Consider the following 16,100-nt stretch of genomic DNA (forward strand, 5'->3'; position numbering starts at 1 on the left):
GCGCGGCCGACGTCACTGGGCCGGCGCGGCCGACGTCACTGGGCCGGCGCGGTGGCGGTGTCGGGGCTCGGGCCGCCGGTCAGCGCCGGCGTGGGCGTGCCGGTGGCCAGCTGGCTCGGCTCGGTCGCCTGGGCGGTGGGGGTGGGCGACTCGCTCGGGGCCGTGGACGGTGCGGTCGTCGATTGCTCGGCACTCGGCGGCGCCGCTGGTCCGGCAGTGTTCGAAGGCGTGCTGCCGGGCGTCGGCGTCGCTGCCCCGGTCGGCGACGGCTTCTGGTGCTTCGTGCCCCCACCGGACGTCGTGACGTGGGAGATCGTCGTCCCCCCGCCGTGGCCGCCGCGGACCGCCGCCGCCAAGGTCCGGCCGGAGGCGAGCTCGAAGGCGGTGACGGCCGCGAGCACGATGAGGAACATGACGAGGGTGGCCGGCAGCAGGCGGCTCCAGGGCAGCTGGCGCAGGCGTTCGAGCCAGCCGTCCTCGGATGACACCTCGGAGTCCACCGGCACCGCCTCGGGACCCGGGCTCCCGACACGCCGAGACTGGACGACGACCGGGCGCCCGGCGATGCTGGAGAGCTGCCGGACCCGGGCGCGACTTCGGTCCAGTCCCTGGCTGTAGGCGGCCGTCGCGATCGTGGCCGCGAGGCTGCCGAGCGCCGCTCCGACCAGGGTGCCCGCGGCGCCCAGGGTCGAGAGCAGGACGGTCGTGGAGACGGCGGCCAGCGCACCGGCGACGGCCTTGATCCAGTCGACGCCGAGCAGCGGGGTCTTGTCGGGGGGTGTGTCACTCATGTCGCCCATTGACGGTACCGAGAGGAGGTCCATCTCCCCAGAGACGTCCGTCACCCTCCCACCATGAGGACACCGATCTCGTCAGCTGTGATGCGCCGACGCGGCGACCGTCAGGACAGGAACGCCTTCAGCAGGGGCCCGGCCGTCTGCGAGCCGGACACGCCTGTCTCGACGAAGACCGCGACGGCCAGATCTCCCCGCGTGGCGATCATCCACGTGTGCGTGGGCAGGGAGCCGTCGGGTCCGGGCGTCCCATACTCCGCCGTGCCCGTCTTCGCGCCGATCGCCCCCGGCAGGCTCGCCAGGAACCGGCCCGAGCCCTCGGTCACGACGGCGCGCATGAGGTCACGCAGCTGCCGCGCCTCCGTGGCGGTGAGGGGAACACGCGGCTCTGCGGTCGGCGCGTGGTCGGCCAGGAGGTGCGGGACGACGACGTGACCGGCTGCCACCGACGCGGCGACGGTCGCCATCGCCATCGGGCTGGCCAGCACCTTGCCCTGGCCGATCATGTCGGCCGCCTGCTCGGTGGCGCCGCCGGGCGCCGGCACCTGGCCGAAGTAGGCCGGGAAGCCGAGATCCTGGTCGACGCCCAGCCCGAGTGCCGCCGCGGCGTCGGCGAGGTCGCCGGGCCTGACGCGGCCCCGCTGCCCGATGACGGCGGTGTTGCAGGAGTTGGCGATCGCCGTGCGATAGGTGACCTTGCCCAGCCTCGCGGCCGGATAGTCGCGGTAGTTCGTGAAGCGCCGCCCGTCGACGACGACGGACGGCGGGCAGGTGACGATGTCGTCGGGCTTCAACCCGGCGCGCAGGAGTGCGAGCGAGCTGACGATCTTGAAGGTCGACCCGGGCGCGTAGCGCCCGTAGGTCGCCGCGTTGGCGCCGTCGTTGCCGGGACCGTTCGCGGCCACGAGGAGGTCGCCGGTCGACGGGCGGATCGCGACGACCGCACTGGCAGGCGAGTGCTCGCCGCCGGCGTTGGCGAGGATCCGCTCGGCCTTCGCCTGCAGGCCGACGTCGAGGGTGAGCCGCAGCGGCTGACCGGCCTGGCCGGTCCAGCTCGCGAGGACGCGCTCCTGACCGGTGTCGGTGCACGAGTCGGCCGACGCGCACCGGACCGTCACGGCGCGGACCCGGATCGTCGGCGTGCCGCCCAGCTGCTCGTCGTATCGCGCCTGCAGCCCCGAGAGCCCGACCTGGTCACCGGCCTGGACGCGTCCTTCGGCCTTCTTGACGGCCTCCGCCGTCGCGGCGCCGACCTGCCCGAGAAGCCCGGCGCCGAAGCTGCGGGTCGGCGCGAGCGGCCTCGTGTCGGAGAGGATCAGCGCGCCGGGGATGTGGATGAAGCCGGCGTCGAAGACGGGGCGGGCGTCGGCCGGGCGCAGCACGATGGCCTCGACGAACTGCCTCGCGCCCGCCGACCGAGCCTCCTCGACGAAGCGGGCGGGGTCGACGCCGGCCGCCTTCGCGATCCGGCGCGCCGCGGCGGGCACCTGCGCGGCCGGCACCCGTGCCTTGTCGAGCCCCAGCCGGTAGACCTTGCGCGGCGTCACGATCGGCGTGTCCCCGGCACCGACGATGGATGCGCGCTCGGGCGTCGTCCGGTCGACCTCGAGCCGCTCCTGCACGCTCAGCGTCGGCGCCAGCGCCGCCGGTCGCCAGTCCACCTGCCAGCCGTTGCCGCCCTTCACCAGGCGCGCGGTGGTCGTGTAGGTCCAGTCGTGATCGCCCAGGCGCCAGCTCCACCGCAGGTCGCTCGTCGCCTTGTCCCCGTCGGTGTGCACCCGGCCGGCATCGACGGCCACCCGGTAGGTCCGCAGGCCCGCGACCTGCTGGCCGAAGGCCTTGACCGGCACCTGAGAGGTCAGCGGCACGCCGGCCAGCGTGTGGTCGGCCAGCTTGTCGGCCAGCACGTCGGCGACGCGCTGCGCGCCGGCGTCGTCGGAGCCGGAGCAACCGCTGGCGAGGAACGTGACGAGGAGGGCGGGCGCGAGGAGGAGCGCCCGCACGCTCAGCCGGCGCCTCACCGGCGGAAGCGGAAGGACCCGGACTTCAGGCCCGCCCAGGCACGGAAGTCGACACCCCGCACCGTGTTCGTGTGGGTGCCGTCCGCGCTCGTGATGACGACCGACTGGACCCAGCCGCCGGCGTGGGCGTAGGTCCGCAAGGTGAGGGAGCCCAGGGGGTACGCCGGCATGTAGCGGCTCTTCAGGGCGGCTGCCGAGACCGACGTGGTCCAGCGGATGACCGGGTCGTAGACGTCACGAGCGCTGACGAGGTAGGGCACGTCGGCGTTGCCCAAGGTGTAGCCGCCGTTGCTCGCCGTGAACTGGGTGAACGCCGGACGGCCCCCGTAGGTCAGGATCCGTCGCCTCGTGGCGTCCACCGCACGGTTGCCGGCCGGCTCCTCCGCGCCGTAGCCCCGGTAGACCTGCGAGCGGGTGTCGTCGTAGACGTCGAACCAGCCGCGCCGGGTGGTCACACGCTCGTGCACCGCATAGGTCCGGGCGGCGGTCGCTTGGGCACGCACCGCGGCCGCCGCCCACCGGGCAGGCATCTCAGCGGGCACGACCCCCTTCAGGTAGCCCTCCAGTGGGACCGCGTTGACGATGTCGCGGTCGGCGGTCGTCGAGGTCCTCGCCGAGCGGAGGATCCCGCGGAACCGTCCGGAGTCGGCGCCGGCATACAACCGGATGGGCGCCCCGCCCGCGGTGAGCTGGAGCTGCCCGCTCACGTCCACATAGGTCCGCCACCGCCCGCCCTTGAGATAGGAGAGCCTCGACCGCGTCGCGGAGAGCCCGGTGATCCGCCAGCGCTTCGCGGTCCGCGCCGCGCGCTTGTGCAGGTGCGTCAGGCGCCATGTGCGGCTCGTGCCGACGAGGCTGGCACGCAGGCCGGAGCGGGTGGCGACGACGAGGCTCGGACGAGTGCTCAGCAGGACCCGCACCTGGCCGCCGGCCGTCCCGTGGCTCGTGCCGGGATAGTAGTGGCGCAGGATCTGGTCGGTGCTCAGACCGCGCTCGGCGGCAGCGTTGGCGCCGTACTGCGAGAGACCGTGCCCGTGCCCCGCACCCTCGCCGTCGATGACGATCGTCGAGGTGCCGGCGGGCACCGTCACGGTGCTGTCGGCGAAGGACGGCGCGCCGGCCTGGACCACCGAGAGACCGGCGGCGAGGACACTGCCGAGCGTGAGCGCACGAAGGGTCTGGTGTGTCCGAGACATGGCGCCACTGTGCAAGGACGACCTGGGCAAAGTAAAGGCGGCGGCGTCCGGCCCGTGCCCCCGGGCTGCTGCCGAGGTCACTCGACGCACAGGCAGAAGGGGTGGCCGGCGGGGTCCAGGAACACCCGGAACGTCGTGCCGGGCTGGTGCTCGGCCCTGACCGCTCCGATGCCGATGACCTCCTGCTCGGCCTCGTCCAGATCGAGGACGGCGACGTCGAGATGCAGCTGCTGGGGGACCTCCTGCCCCGGCCACTGCGGAGCGCGGTAGTCCTCCACCCGCTGGAAGCAGAGGCAGCCCGATCCGTCCTCGGATCGGATCTCGGCCCAGCCGCCGTCCTCGTCCTCGTTCACCTGCCAGCCCAGCAGCGCGCCGTAGAAGCGGGCGAGCCTCCCAGCATCGGGGCAGTCGTAGACGAAGGACGGGTAGCGAGCGATGGCCATGCAACGAACGTAGCCGGAGCCACCGACACCGGAGCGGGAGCCGACGACGCGCATCCGACGGCGACCTGAACGACGCGCCCTACGTGTCGGTCTCCCGCGGCGCCGGCACGACGCCACGCAGCGACTCGCGTAGGTCGCTCATCCGCTGGTCGAGCTCGTGCGCCACCAGCGCCGCCTGCTCCAGCTCGTCGCCGAGCTGGAGCGGGATCTCCTGGCGGAACTTGTAGTAGATCTTGTGCTCGACGCTCGCCCAGAAGTCCATGGCGACCGTCCGGACCTGCAGCTCGACGCACACCTCGCGGATCGAGTCGGACAGGAACACCGGGATCTGCACGATGGCGTGGAGGCTGCGGTAGCCGTTGGGCTTCGGGTTGGCGATGTAGTCCTTGATCTCGATGACCGTGACGTCGGACTGGCTCGTGAGCATCGAGAGCACCCAGTAGGCGTCCTCGATGAAGCTGCAGACGATGCGGATGCCGGCGATGTCGAAGATCTGGTGCGCGATCGCCTCGGGGGTGAACTCGCAGCCGATCCGACTGGCCTTCGCCCGGATGCTGTCGATCGACTTGAGCCGGGAGGAGACGTGCTCGATGGGGCTTCCCTCCGGCCGGAAGCTCAGCTCCTCGCGGAGGATGTTGATCTTGGTCTGCATCTCCTCGAGCCCGAACCGGTAGGGCATGAGCAGCTGCCCCAGCTCCTGGGCGGCCTCGGAGAGTGCCACGCTGTGCGGGTCGACGGCAGGGTCGGCCATCAGCTGGAAGGCGCTCGGCGCCGCTGCAGGCTTTCCGTCCTGATCCGCCTCGCTCATCCGACGTCGTCCCCTCTCGCTTCCCTGTCCCGATCGGCCCGTCGAGGTCGACCTGATGGGACCATCCTGCGTGATGCCACAAGCCGTGCATCAGGATGGGTCCCGACGAGCGGAGTCGGAGGAGATCACGTGGATGCTACGGAGCCAGAGGTGCAGGTCGTGACCGAAGAGGCAGGCTGGGGTCCCGACCTCCTCGGCGAGGGCTACGCCCAACGCGTCCTCGAGCTCGGCGAGGATCCCGACGGTCAGGGCCCCATCGCGGCAGCGCTCGTGCGTCGTGACACGCGTCCCGACGAGGAGGTGGCGGGTGCGGTGCTGTACGTGCATGGATTCTCGGACTACTTCTTCCAGACCGAGCTGGCCGACTTCTTCGCCGCACGCGGGCTGGCCTTCTACGGCCTCGACCTGCGCAAGTGCGGCCGGGCGCGGCGCGCCGGTCAGACCGCGCACTATGTCTCCGACCTCCGCCTGTGCGACGAGGAGCTCGACCAGGCGCTCGCCGTCGTCGCCTCAGCGCACCCGGGGCTGCCCGTCGTGCTCGTCGCCCATTCGACCGGCGGGCTGATCGTGCCGCTCTGGCTCGACCGGCGCCGCGCCGCGGGACAGGTCGCGCCTGTGGCCGGCGTCGTGCTCAACAGCCCGTGGTTCGACCTCCAGGGGAAGCCGCACCTGCGGTCGGTGGTCACCCAGGCGATGCGCGTCGTCGCCAAGGTCCAGCCGTTCCGCGCGCTCCGGCTGCCTCCCAGCGCGTACGGCGAGACCCTGCACGTGAGCGGCACCGGAGAATGGGACTTCGACGTCGCCCTCAAGCCGCTCGAGGGCTTCCCGGTCACCCTCGGCTGGCTCAACGCCGTGCGGCGCGGCCACGCGCGACTCCACCGTGGACTGGACATCGGCGTGCCGTCGCTCGTGCTGCGGTCGAGCCGGTCGCACATCTCCAGAAGCTACTCGGCCGAGAGCGACCGGGCCGACACCGTGCTCGACGTCGCCCAGATCGCCCGGTGGGCGGGCTGCCTGGGCGGCGAGACCACGGTCGTGCCGATCGCCGACGCCCGGCACGACGTCTTCCTCTCCCTGGCCGAGCCGCGGCAGCACGCCTACGACGCCGTCGAGGAGTGGCTGCGCCGTCACGGCCTGACCCTCAGCTGAGGAGCTCGGCGACCAGCCCTTCCACGCGCCGCCGGATCTCATCGCGAATCGGCCGCACCTGCTCGATGCCCTGGCCGGCCGGGTCGTCGAGCACCCAGTCCTCGTAGTGCTTGCCCGGATAGAAGGGGCAGGCGTCCCCGCAGCCCATCGTGACGACGACGTCCGCCTCGCGCACGGCGCTGTCGGTGAGGAGCGTGGGCTGCTCCGCGGCGATGTCGATGCCCTCCTCGGCCATGGCGGCCACTGCGGCGGGGTTCACCTGGTCAGCGGGCTGCGAGCCGGCGGAGAGGACCTCGATGCGGTCGCCGGCGAGGTTCTGCAGGTAGCCGGCGGCCATCTGGGAGCGGCCCGCGTTGTGCACGCAGACGAAGAGCACCGTCGGACGAGACATCAGGCCTCCTGGGCGGCGGAGTCGGGCTGGGGGTGCAACAACACGATGAGGGCGGCGCCGAGCGCACCGCCGACCAGCTGCATGAGGACGAAGGCGGGGACGCAGCGCGGAGCGATGCCGGCGAACGTGTCCGAGAGCATCCGAGCGACGGTCACCGCCGGGTTCGCGAAGCTGGTGGAGCTGGTGAACCAGTACGCCGCCGCGATGTAGCCGCCGACGGCGAACGCGACCGTCTCGACGCGTGGCGAGCGCAGGCTCCCGAAGACGATGACGACCAGGCCGAGGGTCGCGACGACCTCGCCGAGCAGCTGCCCCGGCCCACCGCGGTCACGGCCGGAGATCGAGACCGCGTCGAGCTCGAACATCAGGTTGGCAACCACGGCCCCGAGCGCTCCCCCGACCAGCTGGGCCACGATGAGTGCCGCAGCAGTTCCACTGGTGATCCGTCCGAGGACGCGCTCGACCAGCGTGACCACGGGGTTGAACGACGCCGAGACCGGCTGGAGAGCCAAGATGAGGGCCACCAGGACGGCGCCCGTGGCGATGCTGTTCTCGAGCAGCTGCAGTCCGGTGTCGTGAGGCGAGAGCCGCTGCGCGGCGATGCCCGACCCGATGACCGTGCCGACGAGGAACGCGGTCCCGACGAGCTCGGCGACCGCACGCCGTGCGAGGACCAAGCTGCTGCTCACGCGGTGACACCGCCGAGAAGGGTGGCGAGGTCGCTGAGCGCGCCGCCCTTGACGCGGTAGTAGACCCACACACCGCGCTTCTCGCGGTCGAGGAGCCCCGCCTCGTGCAGGAGCTTCAGGTGGTGGCTGATCGTCGGCTGCGAGAGGTCGAAGGCGTCGTTGAGGTCGCACACACATGCCTCGCCGTCGGCGTGGGACGCGACCAGCGACAGCAGGCGCAGCCGGACCGGGTCGGCCAGCGCCTTGACCAGCGGCGAGATCCGCTCAGCCGCCGCAGCGGACAGCGGCTCGCGCATGAGGGGTGAGCAGCAGGCGACGGCTTCGACCGGGGTGAGCTCTCCCAGTGACTTCGACATGTATCTATATTGACAGATGTCGATGTGAAGTCGCAATCTGGAGACATCGACATCCATCAATGTCTCGAGGAGGCCCCCATGTCCCGGATCCAGCTGGCGCTCAACGTGGCCGACATCGACGCGGCCGTCGACTTCTACTCGACGCTGTTCGACACCGAGCCCGCCAAGCGTCGCCCCGGCTACGCCAACTTCGCCGTCGAGGACCCGCCCCTGAAGCTGGTCCTGTTCGAGAACCCGGAGGCCACCGGCACGCTCAACCACCTCGGCGTCGAGCGCCCCACCGCCACCGAGGTCCACGCGGAGGCCGATCGGCTCGGCGCCGCCGGGCTCAGGCTCGAGGTCGAGGGCGACGTCGTCTGCTGCCATGCCCGGCAGGACAAGCACTGGGTCACCGGTCCGGACGGGCAGCGCTGGGAGAACTACGTCGTCCTCTCCGATGCCCCGTCGGACGCCCCCGTGGAGACCGACGTCTGCTGCGCTGGCTGACGCAGCGACGTCGTTCAGGCGCTACGGCGACCCGGCGGACCCGGACCCCGTGCCTGATGCGGGCTCCGGCGACGCGGTCGAGCTGGCCGTGTCCGCAGGTGCCTGTGAGGTCGCGTCCGGGGCGCCGGTGGAGCTGCTCGAGCCCGTCGAGTCGGTCGAACCGGTGGACTCGGCTGAGCCTGTCGAACCGCCCGCGTCGGGCGATGCGCCCGGCGAGGAGGCGGACGAGGCCGTCGGCGTGCTGCTCCCGCCATCGGTGGAGCCGCTCGGACTCGGCTCCCCGACGGGAGCGGCCGAGGACCCGACGGGGGCCACGGTCGCCGACGACGACGGGGACACGGCGGGAGCGGCAGCGAGGATCGCCGTGATCTCCTCCTTGAACACCTGCAGCTGGGTCGAGATCTGGTCGAGCGAGGAGGAGGTGATCGACTGCCCGAACGTCAGGAGGCGGTTCCAGACCGAGGCCAGCGCCAGCAGCTGCTCGTCCCCCGGGGCATGCTCGACGGAGAGCACGAGCTGGCTGGCGACGGCGGCCGTGATGCACTTGTAGCAGTCGTAGTTGGCCGCGACGGCGAGGTTCTGCGGCACGACGACATGGGCGTCGTCCATGATGAGGACGACCTGGAAGGCCACGGCGACCGTCACGCAGTTCGAGCAGGACGCATAGGCGTAGGCCGCGTTGACGTTGTCCACCTCGTCGCCGGTGGCCCACACGAGCGCGAAGGCGACGTCGTACATCGTGGTGTTGTCACCGGTGTTGTAGGCCGCCGCCTGGTTGTCCCCGGTCCCCGGCGGCAGCGGACGGGAGAACGGGAAGACCCACGGCTCGTCCTGGCCTGCTTGCGCAGGCGCGCTGGCACCGCCCGAGCCACCGCCCGAGCCGCTGCCCGAGCCGCTGCTCGGCACCAGCACGACGGCCAGCTGGGGATGCGCCGACGTCGGCAGCTGCTGTCCGGCCTCGAAGGTGGCATGCAGCGGCTGCCCGCTGGCGAGCCGCTGGCGAGCCGCGCCACCCGCCGCACGGCCCTGCTGAGTCGGGGCGCGCAGGACGACGGGAGCGTTGCGGCCCGGCAGCGCGGCGGTGAGCAGCCCCTTCTCCCCCTGCGAGATGGGCCGGTAGCTGCCGGGACGCGGCGCCCAGGCCCACGCCAGGCCGGTCACGACCACGGTGGCGAGCCCGATGGCGGCTGCCCGCTTGAGGGGGGACCCCATGCTCCAGCGCGCGAGGCTCCGGATCCAGCGCCGACCGAACCGCCCGATCACGAGCAGCCCCCCGAGCACCGGCAACGCGACCGCCAGCACCTGCAGGGCGTTGGCGGTGACGTCGACGCCGTTGCCGGTCCGCCAAGCGGCGCCGACGTCGCCGGCGTCGCTTTGGACCGAGGCCCAGGCCGTCCCCAGCACACGGGGAAGAGACGTCACCATCGCGAGCAGGGTGAATGCCATGAGGGGGATGGTGACCAGCACCCAGGCCGTGATCACCACGCGCGCCCACGGCTTGAGGGCGCGGTTGCCCGGGTCTGACCAGCGATGTGGCAGGAGGCCGAGCAGGGTCGGCTTGATCCGGTGGTAGAGGTCGGGGACACCGGTCAGATCGGCGAGCACGTGGTAGCCGTCGAAGCGCATGGTCGGCATCAGCTGCTGCACCATCTGCAGGGTCTGGGTGGCGACCAGGAGCAGCACCGCATCCCAGTGCGTGACGGACCAGCACGCGAACGTGAGCACGACGACGATGGCGTTGAAGTACAGGCCCCCGAGGTCGGTCCGGAGGCGCCCTCGCCGGCTCAGCCGATAGCTGTCGGTGACGTCGGTGTAGAAGGCCGGCCACACCAGGTAGAGGCCTCCTCCGATGACGCCGGGCTGGGCGCCGCCGTACCGCGCCGCGGCCGCGTGGCCGAACTCGTGGAAGCCTCCCGACAGCACGGTCACCGCGAAGACGAGCAGCAGCAGGTGCGGGCGTTGGAAGGCGTCGTACGCCGCAGGGCCGAGGCCCTTGTCGAAGAACACCCACCAGGTGATCGCGAGGAACGCGCTGAGCACGACGGCGACCATGACGGGCCGGAAGAGGACCCGGAAGGGATCCGTCAGCCGCCGAGTGAGCTGCGGGTCGGTGGCCGCGAACTTGAGCCGGAGGCCGAGCAGGGGGTTGGACCGCCGGAGCGACGGCTCGGAGCCGTCGGCCAGCTTGACCAGCCCCAAGGGCCGGAGGTGCCGGTCGACCAGGTCAGCAACCGTGTCCGCCGAGACGTCCCTGCGCACCGACTCTCGCACGACCGACGCGATCTCCCCACACGTGCGACGACCGTCGACCGCGTCCAGCACCGCATACAGCAGCGGCGTGAGCTGGAGGGTCTGACCGTCGCCCCGGCGGACGAGCGCCGGTGGGGTCCGGTAGCCGGACCCCACCATCGTGCCGAGCAGCACCAGGTCGTCGGCGCGCACCGGCGCGTCGACGACGGTGCTCACTGCGACGAGGCCCCTGCGGTCGGGTCAGGTGACGCAGGCTGGTCCGGCGTCGAGGCCGGGTCGGCCGACGCCGGCGCCGTCGGATCGGCGGTCGAGGTGGTGTCTGGTGCCGTCACGTCGGCAGCGGGCACGTCGGTCGCCCCGGTGGATCCCTGCCCGATCGCCGAGGTCTGGTCAGACGTGGCCTGCGCCGTGCCGGCGATGTGCTGGTTGATGATCGCGTCCTGCTGGGCGAGCGCCGCCGCGGTCGAGTCGTCCGAGAGGATGTTCGCCGAGACCGACCCGTCGATGGGCGCCGCCACGTTGGCGTTCGCCGCCACCGCGCCGTTGATCGGCGCCGCCAGGTCGGCGTTGAGGTTGACGTTCACGTCCACGTTGAGCAGGTTGCCGTTCAGAAGGTCGCCGGTGCCGATGCCACCTGCGCCGCCCGCCCCGCCGGCGACCTGGGCGAGGGTGCCGATGAGGTTCCCGGCTGCATCGACGACCTGGCCCGTCAGCGGGTCGAGCGTGCCGACGACGTTGCCGGCCGAGTCCACGACGTTGCCGGTGGCTCCGTCGAGCGTGCCGATGACATTGCCGGCCGAGTCGAGGACGTTCGTCCCGTCGACCAGGTCGGTCACCGAGCCGACGATGTGGCCGGCCGCGTCCGTCACCAGGCCGGTCGCGTCGTTGAGCGTGCCGACGACGTTGCCGGCGGAGTCGAGGACGTTGCCCGTCGCGTCGTCCAGCGTGCCGATGACATGGCCGGCGGAGTCCACCACCAGGGCGCCGTCCACCGGCGCACCGGCCGCCGTGTCCGTGAGGGCGTGAGGGGTCACGTCCGTCGCACTGTCCACATGACCGGTGCCGTCGGGAGAAGCCGTCGCGTCCGTCGCACCGGCCGTGCCGGCCGACTGGTCGATGGCGCTGTGCTGGAGGCCGGTGGCGATCGCGTTGGCGTCCACCGTCTGGTTGACCTCGACGCCTTGGTCGGCCAGCGCCTGCGACGTCGAGTGATCCGAGAGGATGTTCGCGCTCACCGCGGCGTCGATCGGCGCCACGACGTTGGCGTTGAGCGCGACGGCCAGGTCGATGGGCGCGGCACCGTCGATCGCCAGGTCCACGTCGGCCGCGAGGTCGAGGATCGACACGACTTCTTTGTCCGGAAGGGCCACCACCCCTTCCGCGGCCAGCTCGTCGGGTGTCAGCGGTGCGTAGTCGTCCGTGCTCATCCGAGTCCCCTTTCGTCGTCGCGCACTCCAGGCGTGAGGCGCCCGAGGCGACTTCGACACGCGGGTACCCCGTCGCGGCGACCTCCACACACGTGCCCCAGCGATCACCTGCCGCGGGGAGAGACGTCGAACCCGAGGTCATCCAGGAGCCGGAGCACTCGGAGTGCCGCGAGCAGAGCCGCCAGGACGGCCGCCAGCGTCAGAGCCGCGCGCACCTCGTCATCCGACCTGCCCGTGGCGTCAGCCAAGGCCTCGGTCACTCGGTCCACTCCGCTTCTCCGCGCCATCTCACGACCCCCGCTCGAGCTTCGGCTCCCAGCCTCACGCCGGCTCCGCCTCACCTACCTCACCCAGCGCGGGTGATGTCCGCGCACCCCGACGGACCCACGCTGGGACCACACCGCGCCGATCTGGATCTGGGAGAACGGAGACGTCATGGGACTGCGAGACCGACGGGAGAACCGCCGTCAGGAGCGCGAGGAGTTCGGTCGTCGAGGCACGGCCGCCCACTTCCAGATCCGGCAGAAGCTGGTCTCGATCGGAGACGACTACTGGATCCAGGACGACGCCGGTCAGCGCGTCTTCAAAGTCGACGGGAAGGCCTTGCGTCTGCGCAACACGCTCGACCTCGAGGACGCCCACGGGCGGAAGGTCCTCCGGATCCAGACGCGTGTCCTGCACATCCGCGACTCGATGGCGATCGAGAACACCGACGGCGACCAGCTCGCCCTGGTGCACAAGGCTCTGATCACCCCGCTGCGCGAGCGGTGGAAGATCGACCTGCCCGGCGACCGGGAGTGGAAGGTGCAGGGCAACGTGGTCGACCACGAGTACGAGATCGAGGACGACGGCCGCAAGATCGCCGAGATCTCGAAGCGGTGGTTCCGGGTCGCCGACACCTACGGTGTCGAGATCGCCCCCGACCAGGACCAGGCCCTCATCCTCAGCGTCGCCATCGCCATCGACTCCATGACCCACCCGGCGAAGTAGTCAGACGACGTCGACGTACTGCACCTCGACGGCGTTGTTGCCGTAGCCGAGCCGGTTCCACGGCGGTACGTCGGGCTGCACGTGGCCGGCGGCGTCGGTGGCACGCGCCCGCGGCGAGTGCCGGCCGGGCGTGGCCTCCCACGCGAAGGACCAGCGCTGCCACTGGAAGGGCCCGCTCGGAGGCTCGATCTGGGCGAGCTGCCACTCGCCGGCGCCCGCCAGGCTGACCTCGACAGCTGTGACGGCGCCGGCACCCGACCATGCTCTGCCCCGGATGACGCGCCTCCCGGCCGGGATCGCCGCCCTCCGGTGCGGGATCGGTGATCCGGGCTCGCACGCGCATCGTGGTGACCGGCTCAGGGGCTCGGTCCCGCGGCGTGGTCGAGCGCGAGCGAGCGCATGAAGGTGAGGTGGTCGCCGGTCTCACGGAGCACCGGTGTGAGCTGGTAGGCACCGCTGTCGGCACCGGCGAAGCGCACCTCGAGGCCGTCGATGTGGGGCCGTGCCGCCGACGATGAGGGTGCCGTCATGGGCGGGCACCGCGAAGTTGCTGCGCACATACCTGGGCGAACAGTCCGCGGGCCGGTCCTCAGAGACGATGCTGTCCGACGAGGTCGTGGGCGAGCGAGACGGTGGCCGCATCCAGGGGCACGGCTGCCTGCGACCCGGTCCCATGGGTCTCGAGCAGCACCTCCTCGAGCCGCGCCGCGTCGACGCCCGGCGCCTCAGCCTGGACCGCGCCCACCGACGCTGGATCGAACGGAAGGTCCAGGCAGGAGTAGACCTGCTCGAGAACGGGGCGAAGGACGACCTCGTCGCCGATCGTGACGAGAGTGCTGAAGAGCCAGGCGTCGCGCACGACGCGTTGGGCCGTGCCGACGAGCTTGGCCACCCCGCGCGCGTTCACGCTGTGGGCGCCGGGGCAGTACTCCCCTGGAACCGCCCCGACGCGAGCGTCGACACCGAGCTCGCGCAGCACCGCGGCAATGGCGGCCCCCTGGCCGACGAACCGGTCGTCGAGCCCTGCGCCCGCGTCCGGCTCGTGCCGGACGTGGTCGATGACGAGTGCGTTCGCGGTGTAGGCGACAGCGCGCCCACCGACGGCACGTACGGCGGGCTCGAACCCGGCGTCCCTCGCGGCCCGCAGCGCGTCCGGGAACCCCGGGAGGCGGGTGTCACGACGCCCGAAGACGACCGCCGGCCCGCTCGGACGGTAGACATGCAGCGCCTCTGAGACCTCTCCCGCGCTCGCTCGTCGCACGAGCGCGTGGGCGATCGCCAGCTCGGTCGCCTCACTGTTCCCCGTCGGCCCGAGGTGCAGCCGCATCGTGCCTCCTTGAGGTAGGTGCCCACGCGCTGGGCAGGCGTGGTCGCTGCGGCATACTGACACGCGGGTCTCACGACCCGTGGCCCCCGTGGCGCAATGGATAGCGCAACGGCCTTCTAATCCGTGGGTTGCTGGTTCGAGTCCAGCCGGGGGCGCTACAGACATCGTGTGAGGTGGCAAAACGCCAGACGAACACCTGATGGCGGTCTTAGCCTTCGGAGACGCTGTCCAGTCGCCGTGGGGGAACTGTCATGAAGCGCGTCCATGCCATCCTTGTGGCCGTTGGCCTCGGGCTCTCGATGGCCGGCTGCAAGTCCGACTTTGTGAGTACGACCGTGGACAAGCCAGCGGCAACGGACTTCGGAAGCTCCATGGCTCCGACGAACCCCAGACCGACCGAAGATGCGACCGCCAGGGTCGGTCAGCCCGTCACGATCGAGGGCAACGACGATGGCTCGAAGATCCAGGTCACCGCCCTCAAGGTCGTGAACACCAAGCCCACCGATCAGCTCTTGACGGTCGACCAGGGCAAGAGACTCCTGGCCGTCCAGTTCAAGTTGGTCAACACTGGCACCGCTCCCTATGCCGATGCGCCCGGGAATGGGGCCAAGGTTGTGGACGCCCAGGGACAGCAGTACGCAGCAGCCATCATGTTCTTCGACATCGGTGCCGGACCGATGCTTCCGGCCTCGATGAAGATTGCTCCAGGCCATAGAGCCCTCGGCTACCTCGCCTTCCAAGTGCCGAAGAGCGCCAAGGTCTCACAGGTCCAGTTCGCCATGGACAGCGGCTTCGGCGAGACCGCCCAGTGGAACACGAGGTAGGTCCTTCTGCGTGGCGGGAAGGTCGAGACGGCCTTCCTGGCCAGGCCCGTCGCGCGCGTGGATCGAGCCCCGGCGGGATGTGGCGATGCCCCAGAGAGCGACTTCGTGGGTTGCTGGTGCGAGTCAAGCCGGGGCCGCAAACGATGCCTCGCCTCCTCGTCGGAGGCGAGGCATCGCTGCGTTCCCCGAAGCGCGGTCCGGGGCTTCTTCTGGAGGCGACGGGACCGGTGTCTGGTCCTGGGTGCAGTCACCTGACCCGTCATCGAAATGACGCGGACCGGGCTGCCCTTGTTACGCCCTTCGAGGGACATCGCTCATTCGCGCCCACGAGGTGCGAGACGTCCACATAATGAGCGCATGGCCTCCCGTGGAGCATCCGGCGCGCGCAGCCGCGGCCGCCCTGCCGAGATCGACTCCACGCGGCTGTCGCGGATCGCCGTCGGCCTGTTCTCCGATCGCGGGTACGACGAGGTCAGCGCCGCCGAGGTCGCTGACGCCGCCGGCATCAGCCGTCGGAGCCTGTTCCGCTACTTCCCGACCAAGGCCGACCTCGTCTGGCACGGCTTCCACGACAGCCTCGAGGTGCTGTCCGTGGCGCTGCTCGAGTTCGGTGACCGATCACCGACCGACGCCGTCATCGACGGGGTCCTGGCGACGGCCGAGCGCACGCCCGTCCTCGCGCTGACCCGCGCCCAGCTCCGCATCCTCGCGGCGCACGCCGAGCTCGTCTCGACGGGACTCGGCCGGCTCGACGAGCAGATCCAGCTGTGCACGGCGTACCTCCGCAACCGCGGAGTCGGCGCCCTCGCCGCTCAGGTGCAGGCGGCGGCCATCACGGCTGCGGCCTTCACGGGGTACCTCCACTGGGCGACCGAGACCTCCGACCCGACACCGCTGACCTCGGTGCGCGGCGCCCTGGACGCGGTCCGCGCGCTCTAGCGTCGCGTCA

19 protein-coding genes and 1 tRNA gene are annotated in these 16,100 nt (G+C 71.3%); 6 read left to right on the forward strand and 14 right to left on the reverse strand.

Annotation, left to right across the window (positions count from 1 at the left end; all coding sequences use genetic code 11):
- Positions 1 to 35 precede the first annotated feature (35 nt).
- The 5 genes from ACYQ1K_RS14600 to ACYQ1K_RS14620 form a co-directional block, all read right to left on the reverse strand.
- On the reverse strand, positions 36 to 791 hold the full coding sequence (locus ACYQ1K_RS14600) for a superantigen-like protein SSL4 (RefSeq protein ID WP_459983827.1): 756 nt from the start codon (positions 789 to 791) through the stop codon (positions 36 to 38).
- Positions 792 to 901: 110 nt separating this feature from the next.
- Positions 902 to 2,815, reverse strand: coding sequence for a penicillin-binding transpeptidase domain-containing protein (locus tag ACYQ1K_RS14605; RefSeq protein WP_459983829.1), 1,914 nt, complete (start codon positions 2,813 to 2,815; stop codon positions 902 to 904).
- On the reverse strand, positions 2,812 to 4,011 hold the full coding sequence (locus ACYQ1K_RS14610; protein WP_459983831.1) for a SpoIID/LytB domain-containing protein: 1,200 nt from the start codon (positions 4,009 to 4,011) through the stop codon (positions 2,812 to 2,814). The genes ACYQ1K_RS14605 and ACYQ1K_RS14610 overlap by 4 nt, the downstream gene beginning before the upstream one ends.
- Before the next feature lie 77 nt (positions 4,012 to 4,088).
- On the reverse strand, positions 4,089 to 4,454 hold the full coding sequence (locus tag ACYQ1K_RS14615) for a VOC family protein (RefSeq protein ID WP_459983833.1): 366 nt from the start codon (positions 4,452 to 4,454) through the stop codon (positions 4,089 to 4,091).
- A 79-nt stretch (positions 4,455 to 4,533) separates the two neighbouring features.
- A complete protein-coding gene (locus tag ACYQ1K_RS14620) occupies positions 4,534 to 5,262 on the reverse strand; it encodes a GTP pyrophosphokinase (protein WP_459983835.1) in 729 nt (242 codons plus the stop codon).
- 159 nt (positions 5,263 to 5,421) lie between these two features.
- On the opposite strand from ACYQ1K_RS14620, the gene ACYQ1K_RS14625 reads away from it, so the two are divergent.
- A complete protein-coding gene (locus ACYQ1K_RS14625; RefSeq protein WP_459983838.1) occupies positions 5,422 to 6,411 on the forward strand; it encodes an alpha/beta hydrolase in 990 nt (329 codons plus the stop codon).
- Here the strand turns inward: ACYQ1K_RS14625 and ACYQ1K_RS14630 are convergent.
- Genes ACYQ1K_RS14630 through ACYQ1K_RS14640 form a run of 3 tightly spaced genes read right to left on the reverse strand, consistent with a single transcriptional unit; the run spans position 6,404 to position 7,847 of the window.
- A complete protein-coding gene (locus ACYQ1K_RS14630) occupies positions 6,404 to 6,802 on the reverse strand; it encodes an arsenate reductase ArsC (protein WP_459983840.1) in 399 nt (132 codons plus the stop codon). The genes ACYQ1K_RS14625 and ACYQ1K_RS14630 overlap by 8 nt on opposite strands.
- Entirely contained in the window at positions 6,802 to 7,491 is a 690-nt protein-coding gene (locus ACYQ1K_RS14635; RefSeq protein ID WP_459983842.1) for an aquaporin, read from the reverse strand. Before ACYQ1K_RS14635 ends, ACYQ1K_RS14630 begins: the two co-directional genes overlap by 1 nt.
- Positions 7,488 to 7,847: a metalloregulator ArsR/SmtB family transcription factor gene (locus ACYQ1K_RS14640; protein ID WP_459983844.1), complete on the reverse strand. Its 360-nt coding sequence runs from the start codon at positions 7,845 to 7,847 to the stop codon at positions 7,488 to 7,490. The genes ACYQ1K_RS14635 and ACYQ1K_RS14640 overlap by 4 nt, the downstream gene beginning before the upstream one ends.
- Positions 7,848 to 7,925: 78 nt before the next feature.
- On the opposite strand from ACYQ1K_RS14640, the gene ACYQ1K_RS14645 reads away from it, so the two are divergent.
- Positions 7,926 to 8,333 carry an ArsI/CadI family heavy metal resistance metalloenzyme gene (locus ACYQ1K_RS14645; RefSeq protein WP_459983846.1) on the forward strand — a complete coding sequence of 136 codons (408 nt, stop codon included), beginning with the start codon at positions 7,926 to 7,928 and terminating at the stop codon, positions 8,331 to 8,333.
- Between the two features lie 21 nt (positions 8,334 to 8,354).
- On the opposite strand, the gene ACYQ1K_RS14650 is transcribed toward ACYQ1K_RS14645, so the two are convergent.
- The 3 genes from ACYQ1K_RS14650 to ACYQ1K_RS14660 all read right to left on the reverse strand — a co-directional run bounded on the left by ACYQ1K_RS14650 (position 8,355) and on the right by ACYQ1K_RS14660 (position 12,279).
- Positions 8,355 to 10,799, reverse strand: a complete 2,445-nt coding sequence (locus tag ACYQ1K_RS14650; protein ID WP_459983849.1) for a hypothetical protein — start codon at positions 10,797 to 10,799, stop codon at positions 8,355 to 8,357.
- Positions 10,796 to 12,010, reverse strand: a complete 1,215-nt coding sequence (locus ACYQ1K_RS14655) for a hypothetical protein (protein ID WP_459983850.1) — start codon at positions 12,008 to 12,010, stop codon at positions 10,796 to 10,798. Before ACYQ1K_RS14655 ends, ACYQ1K_RS14650 begins: the two co-directional genes overlap by 4 nt.
- 104 nt (positions 12,011 to 12,114) lie before the next feature.
- Positions 12,115 to 12,279: a hypothetical protein gene (locus ACYQ1K_RS14660; RefSeq protein ID WP_459983851.1), complete on the reverse strand. Its 165-nt coding sequence runs from the start codon at positions 12,277 to 12,279 to the stop codon at positions 12,115 to 12,117.
- A gap of 166 nt (positions 12,280 to 12,445) precedes the next feature.
- On the opposite strand from ACYQ1K_RS14660, the gene ACYQ1K_RS14665 reads away from it, so the two are divergent.
- Positions 12,446 to 13,000 (forward strand): LURP-one-related/scramblase family protein, encoded by a 555-nt coding sequence (locus ACYQ1K_RS14665; protein ID WP_459983852.1) that lies wholly within the window; start codon positions 12,446 to 12,448, stop codon positions 12,998 to 13,000.
- Here the strand turns inward: ACYQ1K_RS14665 and ACYQ1K_RS14670 are convergent, their stop codons facing one another.
- Genes ACYQ1K_RS14670 through ACYQ1K_RS14680 form a run of 3 tightly spaced genes read right to left on the reverse strand, consistent with a single transcriptional unit; the run spans position 13,001 to position 14,327 of the window.
- Positions 13,001 to 13,360, reverse strand: coding sequence for a molybdopterin-binding protein (locus ACYQ1K_RS14670; protein WP_459983973.1), 360 nt, complete (start codon positions 13,358 to 13,360; stop codon positions 13,001 to 13,003).
- The gene (locus ACYQ1K_RS14675; RefSeq protein WP_459983853.1) at positions 13,357 to 13,530 is read right to left on the reverse strand and encodes a hypothetical protein; all 174 of its coding nucleotides are present in this window, start codon (positions 13,528 to 13,530) and stop codon (positions 13,357 to 13,359) included. The genes ACYQ1K_RS14670 and ACYQ1K_RS14675 overlap by 4 nt, the downstream gene beginning before the upstream one ends.
- 59 nt (positions 13,531 to 13,589) lie before the next feature.
- A complete protein-coding gene (locus tag ACYQ1K_RS14680; RefSeq protein ID WP_459983854.1) occupies positions 13,590 to 14,327 on the reverse strand; it encodes a lipoate--protein ligase family protein in 738 nt (245 codons plus the stop codon).
- Positions 14,328 to 14,409: 82 nt separating this feature from the next.
- On the opposite strand from ACYQ1K_RS14680, the gene ACYQ1K_RS14685 reads away from it, so the two are divergent.
- The 3 genes from ACYQ1K_RS14685 (at position 14,410) to ACYQ1K_RS14695 (ending at position 16,090) form a co-directional block, all read left to right on the forward strand.
- Positions 14,410 to 14,482, forward strand: a tRNA-Arg gene (locus ACYQ1K_RS14685).
- A gap of 216 nt (positions 14,483 to 14,698) precedes the next feature.
- A complete protein-coding gene (locus tag ACYQ1K_RS14690) occupies positions 14,699 to 15,151 on the forward strand; it encodes a DUF4352 domain-containing protein (protein ID WP_459983855.1) in 453 nt (150 codons plus the stop codon).
- Between the two features lie 357 nt (positions 15,152 to 15,508).
- Positions 15,509 to 16,090, forward strand: coding sequence for a TetR/AcrR family transcriptional regulator (locus tag ACYQ1K_RS14695; RefSeq protein WP_459983856.1), 582 nt, complete (start codon positions 15,509 to 15,511; stop codon positions 16,088 to 16,090).
- Positions 16,091 to 16,100 lie beyond the last annotated feature (10 nt).

Source organism: Nocardioides sp. AN3 (genome assembly GCF_054653495.1).